Here is a 12,589-nt window from a genome sequence, read left to right on the forward strand (position 1 = left end):
AATATCAGAGCTAATTATGAAAATACCCACTACTACGGATATTCCGCAGAGGTATACCTGGTGTCTGGCCGGAATTTGTTATTCATCTCTTGCCATTTTACCCTCCTTTTTAAGCTATGCGGAAAGTTATTTCAACCCGGCATTTTTATTAGAGAATGGCACATCCGTTGCTGATTTATCGCGCTTTGAGAGAGGTAATCATCAACCTGCGGGCGTGTATCGGGTGGATCTCTGGCGTAATGATGAGTTCATTGGTTCACAGGATATCGTATTTGAATCGACAACAGAAAATACAGGTGATAAATCAGGTGGGTTAATGCCCTGTTTTAACCAGGTACTCCTTGAACGAATTGGCCTTAATAGCAGTGCATTTCCCGAGTTAGCCCAGCAGCAAAACAATAAATGCATCAATTTACTGAAAGCTGTACCTGATGCCACAATTAACTTTGATTTTGCAGCGATGCGCCTGAACATCACTATTCCTCAGATAGCGTTGTTGAGTAGCGCTCACGGTTACATTCCGCCTGAAGAGTGGGATGAAGGTATTCCTGCTTTACTCCTGAATTATAATTTCACCGGTAACAGAGGTAATGGTAACGATAGCTATTTTTTTAGTGAGCTCAGCGGGATTAATATTGGCCCGTGGCGTTTACGCAACAATGGTTCCTGGAACTATTTTCGCGGAAATGGATATCATTCAGAACAGTGGAATAATATTGGCACCTGGGTACAGCGCGCCATTATTCCGCTGAAAAGTGAACTGGTAATGGGAGACGGCAATACAGGAAGTGATATTTTCGATGGTGTTGGATTTCGTGGTGTACGGCTTTATTCTTCCGATAATATGTATCCTGATAGCCAGCAAGGGTTTGCCCCAACGGTACGTGGGATTGCCCGTACGGCGGCCCAGCTAACGATTCGGCAAAATGGTTTTATTATCTATCAAAGCTATGTTTCCCCCGGCGCTTTTGAAATTACAGATTTGCACCCGACATCTTCAAATGGCGATCTGGACGTCACCATTGACGAACACGATGGCAATCAGCAGAATTACACTATTCCGTATTCAACAGTGCCAATTTTACAACGCGAAGGGCGTTTCAAATTTGACCTGACGGCGGGCGATTTTCGTAGCGGTAATAGTCAGCAATCATCGCCTTTCTTTTTTCAGGGCACGGCACTCGGCGGTTTACCACAGGAATTTACTGCCTACGGCGGGACGCAATTATCTGCCAATTACACCGCCTTTTTATTAGGGCTGGGGCGCAACCTCGGGAACTGGGGCGCAGTGTCGCTGGATGTGACCCATGCGCGCAGCCAGTTAGCCGACGACAGTCGTCATGAGGGGGATTCCATTCGCTTCCTCTATGCGAAATCGATGAACACCTTCGGCACCAATTTTCAGTTAATGGGTTACCGCTATTCGACACAAGGTTTTTATACCCTTGATGATGTTGCGTATCGTCGAATGGAGGGGTACGAATATGATTACGATTATGACGGTGAGCATCGGGATGAACCGATAATCGTGAATTACCACAATTTACGCTTTAGCCGTAAAGACCGTTTGCAGTTAAATATTTCACAATCACTTAATGACTTTGGCTCGCTTTATATCTCTGGTACCCATCAAAAATACTGGAATACTTCGGATTCAGATACCTGGTATCAGGTGGGGTATACCAGCAGCTGGGTTGGCATCAGTTATTCACTCTCATTTTCGTGGAATGAATCTGTAGGGATCCCCGATAACGAACGTATTGTCGGACTTAATGTTTCAGTGCCTTTCAATGTTCTGACCAAACGTCGCTACACCTGGGAAAATGCGCTCGACCGCGCTTATGCCTCCTTTAACGCCAACCGTAACAGCAACGGGCAAAATAGCTGGCTGGCAGGTGTAGGTGGGACCTTACTGGAAGGCCACAACCTGAGTTATCACGTAAGCCAGGGTGATACCTCGAATAATGGGTATACGGGCAGCGCCACGGCAAACTGGCAGGCCGCTTACGGTACGCTGGGAGTCGGGTATAACTACGACCGCGATCAACATGACGTTAACTGGCAGCTGTCTGGCGGTGTGGTCGGGCATGAAAATGGCATAACGCTGAGCCAGCCTTTAGGGGATACCAATGTTTTGATTAAAGCGCCTGGCGCAGGCGGTGTACGCATTGAAAATCAAACTGGAATTTTAACCGACTGGCGCGGCTATGCGGTGATGCCGTATGCCACGGTTTATCGGTATAACCGTATCGCGCTTGATACCAATACGATGGGGAATTCCATCGATGTTGAAAAAAATATTAGCAGCGTTGTGCCGACGCAAGGCGCATTGGTTCGTGCCAATTTTGATACCCGCATAGGCGTGCGGGCGCTCATTACCGTTACCCAGGGCGGAAAACCGGTGCCGTTTGGATCACTGGTACGGGAAAACAGTACCGGAATAACCAGTATGGTGGGTGATGACGGGCAAGTTTATTTAAGTGGTGCGCCATTGTCTGGTGAATTACTGGTTCAGTGGGGAAACGGCGCGAACTCACGCTGCATTGCGCACTATGTATTGCCGAAGCAAAGCTTACAGCAAGCCGTCACTGTTATTTCGGCAGTTTGCACACATCCTGGCTCATAAAGGAAATTATCAATGAAGATAATCTGCAGATTATTATTGGCGATGGCATGTTTGTGTCTGGCAAACATATCCTGGGCTACTGTTTGTGCAAATAGTACTGGCGTAGCAGAAGATGAACACTATGATCTCTCAAATATCTTTAATAGCACCAATAACCAGCCAGGGCAGATTGTTGTTTTACCGGAAAAATCCGGCTGGGTAGGTGTCTCAGCAATTTGTCCACCCGGTACGCTGGTGAATTATACATACCGTAGTTATGTCACCAACTTTATTGTTCAGGAAACTATCGATAATTATAAATATATGCAATTAAATGATTATCTATTAGGTGCGATGAGTCTGGTTGATAGTGTGATGGATATTCAGTTCCCCCCGCAAAATTATATTCTGATGGGAACAGATCCTAACGTTTCGCAAAACCTTCCATTCGGGGTGATGGATTCTCGTTTAATATTTCGTTTAAAGGTTATTCGTCCCTTTATTAACATGGTGGAGATCCCCAGACAGGTGATGTTTACCGTGTATGTGACATCAACGCCTTACGATCCGTTGGTTACACCTGTTTATACCATTAGTTTTGGTGGCCGGGTTGAAGTACCGCAAAACTGCGAATTAAATGCCGGGCAGATTGTTGAATTTGATTTTGGTGATATCGGCGCATCGTTATTTAGTGCGGCAGGGCCGGGTAATCGACCTGCTGGTGTCATGCCGCAAACCAAGAGCATTGCGGTCAAATGTACGAATGTTGCTGCGCAGGCTTATTTAACAATGCGTCTGGAAGCCAGTGCCGTTTCTGGTCAGGCGATGGTGTCGGACAATCAGGATTTAGGTTTTATTGTCGCCGATCAGAACGATACGCCGATCACGCCTAACGATCTCAATAGCGTTATTCCTTTCCGTCTGGATGCAGCTGCGGCAGCCAATGTCACACTTCGCGCCTGGCCTATCAGTATTACCGGTCAAAAACCGACCGAAGGGCCGTTTAGCGCGCTGGGGTATTTACGCGTCGATTATCAATGAGGTACGGAGAATGAGAAGAGCACTCTTTAGCTGTTTCTGCGGGTTACTGTGGATTTCCAGTGGATGGGCAGCTGACCCTTTGGGAACGATTAATATCAATTTGCACGGTAACGTTGTTGATTTCTCCTGTACCGTAAACACTGCGGATATTGATAAGACGGTAGATTTAGGCAGATGGCCTACGACACAATTACTGAACGCTGGCGATACCACGGCACTCGTCCCTTTTAGCCTGCGGCTGGAGGGATGTCCTCCGGGTTCAGTTGCGATTTTATTTACGGGAACGCCGGCATCCGATACCAACCTGCTGGCTCTGGATGATCCCGCAATGGCGCAAACCATCGCCATCGAATTACGTAATAGCGATCGCTCCCGGCTCGCACTGGGAGCGGCGAGCCCGACTGAGGAAGTAGATGCAAATGGCAATGTCACACTAAACTTTTTTGCCAATTATCGAGCGTTAGCCAGCGGTGTTCGGCCAGGTGTGGCGAAAGCGGATGCGATATTTATGATCAATTATAATTAATATTATATTAATTCGTATAATTTGGCGTAGTCGATAAGCTCTACAATTGAATGCAAACCTAGCTTGCCATAAATATTAGATTTATGCGCACTAACTGTTTTATTGCTAAGTAATAACTTATCGGCAATTTCTTTATTAGATAATCCGCTAACCAGATAACGTAATATGGTCACTTCACGATTAGATAGCACAGTGACCGTTGAACTATTCGTACTACATTTATTGCTTTTTATATAGTTAAGCGTTTCGCTGGGAAAAAACGTGTATCCGGAGAGGATCATCTGAACGGCATGAAAAATATCATTCTGATCATTGCATTTACTGACAAAACCGTTAGCACCAGCTTGTATCGCTCTGCCAGCATAAAAGCATTCTGATTTCGATGATAAAAATAACACTTTCACTGTGCTCTGGATTTGTTTGATCCTTTTCAGGAAGGTAAAACCGTCTGTTCCGGGCAAGTCTATATCCATAATGATTAAATCAACAGGACGGGTTCGGAGATAATCGATGGTTATGCGGTAATCATCCGTTTTCAGGACAATCTGCAATTCACTGTTTTTTTGCAACAGAACTTCAATAGACATTCTGATGATAGGATGAGTATCCATAATGATCACCGACGTTGGTTTCATAGTTACCAGTCTCATAGGAGCGGACAATTTTCCGTTAGGGCGGTAAATTGTACTTTGATACATGAAAATACGGGTTTTCTTGATTCAGACGCGCAGCGGTGTGTGTTTGTTTGCCGCTATAGCGAAATAAATCAGAAAATCAGACGCGGTCGTTCACTTGTTCAGCAACCAGATCAAAAGCCATTGACTCAGCAAGGGTTGACCGTATAATTCACGCGATTACACCGCATTGCGGTATCAACGCGCCCTTAGCTCAGTTGGATAGAGCAACGACCTTCTAAGTCGTGGGCCGCAGGTTCGAATCCTGCAGGGCGCGCCATTTCTTCTTCATTTATGCCCGTCTTATCCGTTTCCGCTTTGCCCTTCACCACATCACTTTTTGTCGCTGTTTGGCGAGATAATTCAACGGTGTCAGGCCGTAAAACGCCTTAAAAACAGAGATAAAGTATGACGTGCTGCTATAGCCACATAATTGCGCCACCTGAGTGATATTTTTGTTATCCATCAATAACATCTGTACGGCGTAACGCATACGACACTCTGTGACAATCTGGCTATAGCTGGTATTTTCGTTTTTTAATTTCTTTTTGAGCAGGCTGGGGCTTAAACATAGCGAACTGGCGACAATTCGCAGATTCCAGTAATGCTGAATATCGCTTTGAATAATGCGGCAGACGCTGTCGCGGACGCTGCTGCGTAAGATATACATCAGTAGGGCAATAAACCGCGATTGCTCAAGAAAGTTAGACAATACGGTAAAAAGCAATACGCGCGTCAACTCCGCTTCGCAGGGTTTGCTGGGTTGCTGCTTGCTGTGGTTGGCGGCTAGCCGGAACACTTCCGGTGTACGGCTATGACAAGCAATAACCGGGGTTGCCAGCCGCGACCAGGGCTTTACACAGGTTAAGTTCTTATTTAAAAACAACAGATAATCGTTGATGATGTTACGGTTGATGTGGGTGATTAATACGTGATTTAACGTTGAGAGTTCAATGACGTTATTGTTGCACGCGAAGGCGGCCAGGTAGTTTTTCGGAAGGGTAAACGTAGCATGGTTATTGACGCTTACCTCTACCTCTTTTTCGGTCAGGATCACCACGCAAGGTTCACTGCTGCTCAATTGCATTTCGCACTCCTCAGATATCAGAAACTCCGCTCAAAGGATCTATGCTTCCTGCATGAGTGATCGGCCCGTTCGCCGATAACGATCTTCTTTCTTTAGCACGCTTTTTAGCAATTAATCTTGATGGAATTCTGACGAGAGCGAAAGAGGTAAGCCAGGTCGTACCCGACTTACCTGGAGGAGATTTAATACTCGAGAATGCCGTGCGCGACGGGCAAATAGCGCAGAGAGAAATAGAGAGTGTCTTTACCGCAAGAGGAACGTTTCGCTAACAGCGAGGCAATTTCTGCGTCCGGTTTCGGTTTCGCTGTAAAGGTTTTGCCTTTGCCGGCGACAAAAAGTTCATAAACAATGCCGCTTGCTGGGGCGGAACTTTGGCAATCGGCGCTGGCTTGTAGATAACGTTCACGCTGTTCAGCGGTCAGTTTATCCACGCCGCTGCCATCCTGTACCCAAACATTAACGCCGGTTGCTTTAACGTGTTCCAGCAGTTGGCGATAGCCATCGGGCGACATGTTTCCGGCGAAAAAACTACTGATATAAACCGGTTTTGCTGAAACATCGCTAATCAGCCGCTGCGCGTTGTTTAACCATGTTAGCAAAGGCTGATGGGCAGCTTCGCTGCGCCAGTTCAGGTCGTCAATTTCCGCGCTGATGTACCAGCCATCCGGCGTTATGCCAGGCGCGGCGCTCCATAATCTGGCTTGCTGGAGATCGGCAGCCAGCAGGCGATTAAGATAGCTTTCCAGCGCTGCGGACGACTGTTTCTGGTGCATAAAAAATTCCGGATCGGCGTTCAGCCCGACAATCAGCTTCAGGCCAGCCTGTTGCGCAGCTGCGGCACGCTTAAACAATAACGTGCGCTGTTCTGGCTGGGTAAATGCATCGCCGTAACGGGTCCATTGCAAAACCAGGGTATCGAAGCCTTGCAAACGTAACTGACTCATCAGCCCCTGCCACTGGGTATCGGTAACCTGACTATCTCGGTTTTGTGGTTGCCAGATAATACCTTTCATCGCAAAGGAAAAAGGGCTGACCAAAAGCAGTGTCAGCAATACGAAAATGAACTTACGCATTTACCAGTGCACTCCAATGGTGAGAAACGCGTTGTTGCGCTCTCCGTTACGTTGATTAATCGCCTTAAAGGTATGTTGATACTCGACGCCGAGACTGACTTTGTGCGGCCAGGCGTCGTAGTGCGTCTCGCCGGTCCAGATATTCCAGCGGACCCCGACTCCGCCAAGCTGCGCGCCCTGAGTGCCTTTATCACGATAGCCGTTGTCCTGAACGTGAGCGTAAGGCTCAATAGTCTGTCCGTTAGCTACCTTCTGATGCCAGCTGACGCGATAATCTGCCGTCCACGCCTGAATATCCTGGCGGATATATTGCGCCGCATCGAGGTACAGGTTTTGGGCAAACCAGCCTGAACCGTTCGGGTGCCATTCGTCGCTGTATTTGCCGCCATTAAAGAATGAGGCGCTGGCGCGCAGCATGGTATCGGATGCGCCATTTTGCCCGTTCAGCGGCAACTGCTGTTCGACGGCGAGGAAAAAGATCTGATCGCGCAGCGGCTTCCAGCGCAGACCGGTGCCGGACATCGGATTTTTCACCGGCATCATCACCCCGTTTTCTCCGGTATCGGCAAAGACGCGGCTATAAACTGAGAGCAGGTCGCCTTCCAGCAGCATATTGCGTCCGATGCGGTACTCGGCTTCCAGTTGCCCGTAGCTACGATAGCTTTTCCCTGGCGCTGCGCCGCCGACATTATTGTTAGCGGTGCTCATTGCCCCGGAACGCAAGCCGATAGAAGAATCGAAACTGAACGTCCAGCGGCGACCGACCTCCTCATGCAAACGGCGGAAATTGAAGCGTTGCTGATTTTGCTCTGGGGTCAGTGGGGTTATCAGCGCCTGATTATCAATGTCATCAATCACCAGCCGGGCGTAGTGCTGCGTCGCAGGCATGTCATCCAGACGCTGGTTCACGTAGGCCAGTTGTCGGATCAGTGCCGGATCGTCCGGAAGCCCTTTATGCGCCTGTTCGAGCATTTCCCGCGACTGTGCGATATCACCGCTATCCCACAAGGCGTAACCAAGCGCTGCCTGGATGTTGCTATTATTCGGTTCCAGTTCCAGCGCGGCGCGCAAATCACTCACCGCCGCCGGGACATTATGACGTTGGCGATAAATTGTCGCCCGCGCAACGTAAGCGTTGGCAGAAGGCGCAATATTGATTGAGCGCGTGAGATCGCTCAGTGCGAGTTCCGGCTGACCAGGAATGTAACGTTGCGCATGCAGCCACCAGTAGAGGGCATTGTTTCCCAGTCCACGTTGTTCTGCCTGTTGTAGCCAGCGATCGCGAGCTGCACCATTTCCTGCCGCCTGGGCGGTATTGGCAGCAGCAAGCAGATCCTCATTGCTCATGTCGTGAAGACTGATTTTCTGCCAGGCCGCCAGTGCGGTGGCGTAGTCCTCAACCTGATACGCCTGATAGGCTACCGCACGATGTTGCCAGGCGTTCGGTTGTCGTTGTTCGGCCTGAAGCCATGCATACAGCGCCACACCGGGTAGCGTGTCCCGATAACACTTTGCCAGACGGTTCCAGGCGGCAGCATCGTAGGAAGGCGACATATCGCCCAGCAAGCGAACTATTGCCGGGCAATTATCTGCAATACCCGGCAACTGACTTTGCCACTGACGTTGCTCCGCCAGCGGTAAGGGTTTCGATAAAATCGCCACCTTCGCCGGCGTTGCCAGGTAAGGATGACTTTCCAGCAGAGACGCCAGTCGCGCCATTAAAGTCTGGCTGACACGCGCATCGCCCTGGAAAGGATAGCGTTGCAGCAATAAATCGGCAGCTTCGCGTGACTGCTCGTTCTGCATCAGTTGCCAGGTCAGTTGATCCAGGCGGGTAAGATTTGCCGGTTCTTGCTGATACAGCAATCGTGCCAGACGCAGAGATTCAGCCTTGTTACGGGTCGCCACGCTGACAGCATAACGCTCCTCAAGCATTTCATTGGCGGGGAGGGTGGCGAGCAGTTTTTGCGCTGCGTCGTACTGACCTTCTTTTAACAGCACCGGTAGCGTCGCGCCAACAACATACTGGCGGTTATCGGCAAACTGCACCGTATAATTCGCCAATGCCTGAACGGGGTTGGCGCTGTATTTAGATAACAGATAGAGCCAACTTTTCTCTTGTGCGTCCGTGGTAAACAGCGGCTTATTTTCATTGAGATAATGCTGGAGGCGTGCTTTTTCGCCACGATAAGCCAGCGCGGTCGCGTAAGTAATATATGACTGAGGATCGGTGAAGATCCCCTGTGATTGCAGTGCCAGGATCCGATCGTCCAGCTGCCCGGCAAGAAGCACGTCAAACCACTGACGGCGTTCTGCCGCGCTTAATGTGTTCTGCTGGCGTGCTTCATTGTATAGCGTATCTGCCTGGGACCATTGTTTCAGGTAGATTGCCCGTTGCAGCAGATCGGTTCGCAGCGTTTTTCCTTCTGGCGATGCAGCAAACGTCGCATCGTTCAGTTGCGCTCTGGCGACAGGTAATTGTGCCAGCCGCAGGGCATTCTGCCCGACTTCACTGCGACAACGCAGGGTCGGCGCAGCGTCGCACGCTTTTTGCTGGGCAAGCAGTTCTTCAACAGTCGTAACGCTTTTCACTTCAACCGGAATAGCCGCCAGACTGCGCTCAAGTCGGGCATCTCCTGGGTGACGTTTCAGTTGATCCTCAAGCAACAGCCGCGCCCGGTCATCATGACCAAAATGGCGATAGGCTTCCGCAAGGTATAAAGTCAGCGGAATATTATCCGGCACCTGCTGGTGTATATATTCAAATTCGCGGATGGCGGTTGCTTCGTCGTTATTTTTCTGTGCCTTCAGCGCCTTATCGAGACGGGGATAAATAACAAAATGGCGATAATCGCTCAGCCCCAGCTCTTCTGCGCTGGTGCCGATATTGTCTGCGAGTGCGCTGGTACTCAATAAAGACGTCAGCAGTAAACCAGACCATCCGATGACGCGATTAAGGTTATTCTCCTTCATTTTCGGACTCCAGTTGCGCAACCTGTTCTGTGTTTAAACCTGCTTTGAGTAATAGTGATTGCATCGAAACTTGTAATTCGCGTTGAATTGTCAGGACGCGATCCAACGTTTCCTGGCTGATAACGCCTTCGGTGACCAAAAACTTGCCGAGCGGCAGAGAACTGCGTTCATGGCGCAATAACAACACGTTAATTGCTGAACGATTAATATGACCGAGCGTGGTCAGTATTTCGGCGAACAGGAACTGATGCGGCACATATTGCCGCCAGATTTCACCGGTCTGCTGTTCCGTGAGCCACTGATGCTGAACCGCATTGTACAACATTGCCCGCGGATCGTGATCGCGTCGGCGTGCATACCAGTGACGTAACCCCGTGACAATTTGTCCCCGCAGAACAATGACGTAACGCACTTTGCGTCCGACTTTACGCGTCAGGGCCGCCAGCGAAACCGGGTCAATACCATCTTCACTGCCGACAATTAACTCATCATTTTCCAGACGCAGCGGCAGTACTGCATAATGCAGCGCTACGGAGGCTGGCATTTCGGCAATCAGCGAGGACGGGATCTGCCAGGCATCGATGGATTCCCACGCCACGCCGTTTTGCTCTGCCAGCGCCTGTGCCAGCTGCTCGGCGCTAATCAGCCCCTGCATCAGCATTGAACCGCCCAGGCGTAGACCTTCGACGCGATTACGCAGTGCTGTATCGAGTTGTTCTTCAGTGATGACCTGATTTTCCAGCAGAATTTGGCCTAACGGGCGCAACGAGCGGGTATCGCCAGTCACGCTGGGGAAGTCATGCGTTGTTTTATCCCACGCGACGCGACGTGGATCGCCGTGTTGAAGTACCTGTTTTAGCGCGCGCCAGTTGGCCATGAAGTTAATCAGGTTGCCCCAGAAAAGACGCAGGACAGATAGCAGCCCCTGCGTCAGACCGTAGTAGCCAGTGACGAAAATCACCCGCTGCACGATGCGGTTAACCATCAAGCCAAAGTTTAGCCACAGCAGGGTCATTAACCATGCGCTGCCGCTAAAAATAGAAAGGAAATGCCAGGCATTGGGCCACAAACTTTCATACGCCAGCAACAGCAAAAGCTGGAGCATCACCAGCATCGCGAGGAAGCTGACAAAGTTACTGATTGCCCCTTTGCGGTCGCGCCAGAGAAAGTAGTTCAGCGTCAGGCTGGAGGTCCATTTGTGGGTTTTAAAGCCCTGGAAAACAATGCCGATGATCCAGCGAGATTTTTGTCGAACTGCAGTCGAAAAGGTATCGGGGAAATATTCGCGCACGCAGATCATGTTTGACGTCCGTGCGTGCTGTAAAAATTTACGCTGCTCGCGTTCTTTGGCTTCGTCCACCACCGGAAAACGGACAAAAATTTCCGTCATACCTTTCTCTTTCAGGCGGAAACCAATGTCGTAATCTTCAGTCAGACTCTGCACGTCGAAAGCAATACCGTCACCGTCAGCTAACAGAGCGGTCACGGCGCGGCGGCTGAAACAGGTGCCGACGCCTGCGCTGGGCACTTGTCCGGCGAGGGCTTCACGCACCGGAACATCTTTGCCATGCAGCTCTGAAAACTCATCAATGTAAGTCATGCTGGTGAAGTGCGTCCATTCGCGTTCGAACGGATACACCGGGATCTGAATCAGATCTTTACGCTCGACCAGATAGTTGAACAGACGCAATTCCATCGGTGAAATCACATCTTCGGCGTCATGCAGAATAAAACCAGCAAAAGCGAAATTGGCGCTACGTTCAAACTGGGTGATGGCGTCCAGCACGTTGTTCAGACAGTCGGCTTTGCTGGTGGGACCAGGACGCGCGCAGACTACCTTATGCACGTTCGGAAAGCGAGCGCACACTTCGTCAACATCACGTTGAGTATCGGGGTCGTTGGGGTAGGTGCCAACAAAGATATGATAGTTTTCGTAGTCGAGCGTGGTCGCCGCCAGCTCGGCCATATTGCCGATGACGCCCGTTTCATTCCACGCCGGAACCATAATCGCTAACGGTTTTTCATCTGGTTTATACAGTTCGCGGTAACTCATTCGCGGGTAGCGGCGATAAACACTCAACTTGCGTTTAATGCGGCGTACCCAGTAGACGACATCAATAAAAAAATCGTCCAGCCCGCTGATGAACATGATGACCGCTAACGTTATCGCGATTACTTTTAAGCCGTAGAGCCAGGTTGCAAAAACATCAAGAAGCCAGTCCACACAAAAACCTTACATTAACGCTGGTTATGTTTAGGGTGGCGTATATTAAGGTTTTTTATGAATTGTGACAGCTTTTTACCATTAATAGGTATGACTATTGCGGCACGTTATTTTTACACTGGTTATAAAAGTTGCCGTTTGCGTAGAATGTAGACAAAAGCATGGTGTCAAGGAGGGGAGGTTAACGTCATAGTGAAAAGGAGCGGTGGCACCGAGCAGGTCATAATGTAGTGGAAGTGCCTGGAGGAGGTGAGCAGGCAGGGCAAGATTACGAAAGCCCGCTCCCCGCAAGGACTGACGCGAGATAGTTTCTGTCCATGGCTGCTTTTCGCATCTTACGTCTTAACCCTGCCTTGAATACCTTATCATTCGTCAAAATATTAATA

The 12,589-nt window shown here is 49.6% G+C and carries 8 protein-coding genes, 1 tRNA gene and 1 pseudogene; 4 read left to right on the top strand and 6 right to left on the bottom strand.

Annotated features, from left to right (window positions below):
• The first annotated feature begins 16 nt into the window (after positions 1–16).
• Genes FTE26_RS08815 through sfmF form a run of 3 tightly spaced genes read left to right on the top strand, consistent with a single transcriptional unit; the run spans position 17 to position 4,172 of the window.
• The gene (locus FTE26_RS08815; RefSeq protein WP_001297441.1) at positions 17–2,626 is read left to right on the top strand and encodes a fimbrial biogenesis usher protein; all 2,610 of its coding nucleotides are present in this window, start codon (positions 17–19) and stop codon (positions 2,624–2,626) included.
• A 12-nt stretch (positions 2,627–2,638) separates the two neighbouring features.
• Positions 2,639–3,646, top strand: coding sequence for a type 1 fimbria D-mannose specific adhesin FimH (gene fimH, locus FTE26_RS08820; RefSeq protein ID WP_000691050.1), 1,008 nt, complete (start codon positions 2,639–2,641; stop codon positions 3,644–3,646).
• A 10-nt stretch (positions 3,647–3,656) separates the two neighbouring features.
• Positions 3,657–4,172 (top strand): fimbria assembly protein, encoded by a 516-nt coding sequence (gene sfmF, locus FTE26_RS08825; protein WP_001250422.1) that lies wholly within the window; start codon positions 3,657–3,659, stop codon positions 4,170–4,172.
• 2 nt (positions 4,173–4,174) lie between these two features.
• Here the strand turns inward: sfmF and fimZ are convergent, their stop codons facing one another.
• Entirely contained in the window at positions 4,175–4,807 is a 633-nt protein-coding gene (gene fimZ, locus FTE26_RS08830) for a fimbria biosynthesis transcriptional regulator FimZ (RefSeq protein ID WP_000805428.1), read from the bottom strand.
• Positions 4,808–5,049: 242 nt separating this feature from the next.
• On the opposite strand from fimZ, the gene FTE26_RS08835 reads away from it, so the two are divergent.
• A tRNA-Arg gene (locus FTE26_RS08835) sits at positions 5,050–5,126 on the top strand.
• Between the two features lie 45 nt (positions 5,127–5,171).
• Here the strand turns inward: FTE26_RS08835 and envY are convergent.
• From envY to FTE26_RS08860, 5 genes and pseudogenes are all read right to left on the bottom strand, one after another.
• On the bottom strand, positions 5,172–5,933 hold the full coding sequence (gene envY / locus FTE26_RS08840) for a DNA-binding transcriptional regulator EnvY (RefSeq protein WP_001177469.1): 762 nt from the start codon (positions 5,931–5,933) through the stop codon (positions 5,172–5,174).
• Between the two features lie 182 nt (positions 5,934–6,115).
• Complete coding sequence (locus FTE26_RS08845; protein WP_001224602.1) at positions 6,116–7,006, bottom strand: DUF4434 family protein; 891 nt, start codon at positions 7,004–7,006, stop codon at positions 6,116–6,118.
• The gene (nfrA, locus tag FTE26_RS08850; RefSeq protein ID WP_000662366.1) at positions 7,007–9,979 is read right to left on the bottom strand and encodes a bacteriophage adsorption protein NfrA; all 2,973 of its coding nucleotides are present in this window, start codon (positions 9,977–9,979) and stop codon (positions 7,007–7,009) included.
• Positions 9,966–12,203, bottom strand: coding sequence for a cyclic di-3',5'-guanylate-activated glycosyltransferase NfrB (gene nfrB / locus FTE26_RS08855; protein WP_000383950.1), 2,238 nt, complete (start codon positions 12,201–12,203; stop codon positions 9,966–9,968). Before nfrB ends, nfrA begins: the two co-directional genes overlap by 14 nt.
• A gap of 268 nt (positions 12,204–12,471) precedes the next feature.
• Positions 12,472–12,589, bottom strand: a pseudogene (locus FTE26_RS08860) (ISAs1 family transposase); the annotation flags it as partial.

It is taken from the genome of Escherichia sp. S10b, from assembly GCF_028421345.1.
In the GTDB taxonomy this organism is placed as follows: Bacteria; Pseudomonadota; Gammaproteobacteria; order Enterobacterales; family Enterobacteriaceae; genus ECMA0423.

Coding starts and splice junctions, on each gene's coding strand:
- fimH (WP_000691050.1), top strand. CDS start 2,639: ATGAAGATAATCTGCAGATTATTATTGGCGATGGCATGTTTGTGTCTG.
- FTE26_RS08845 (WP_001224602.1), bottom strand. CDS start 7,006: ATGCGTAAGTTCATTTTCGTATTGCTGACACTGCTTTTGGTCAGCCCT.
- FTE26_RS08815 (WP_001297441.1), top strand. CDS start 17: ATGAAAATACCCACTACTACGGATATTCCGCAGAGGTATACCTGGTGT.
- sfmF (WP_001250422.1), top strand. CDS start 3,657: ATGAGAAGAGCACTCTTTAGCTGTTTCTGCGGGTTACTGTGGATTTCC.
- nfrA (WP_000662366.1), bottom strand. CDS start 9,979: ATGAAGGAGAATAACCTTAATCGCGTCATCGGATGGTCTGGTTTACTG.
- fimZ (WP_000805428.1), bottom strand. CDS start 4,807: ATGAAACCAACGTCGGTGATCATTATGGATACTCATCCTATCATCAGA.
- envY (WP_001177469.1), bottom strand. CDS start 5,933: ATGCAATTGAGCAGCAGTGAACCTTGCGTGGTGATCCTGACCGAAAAA.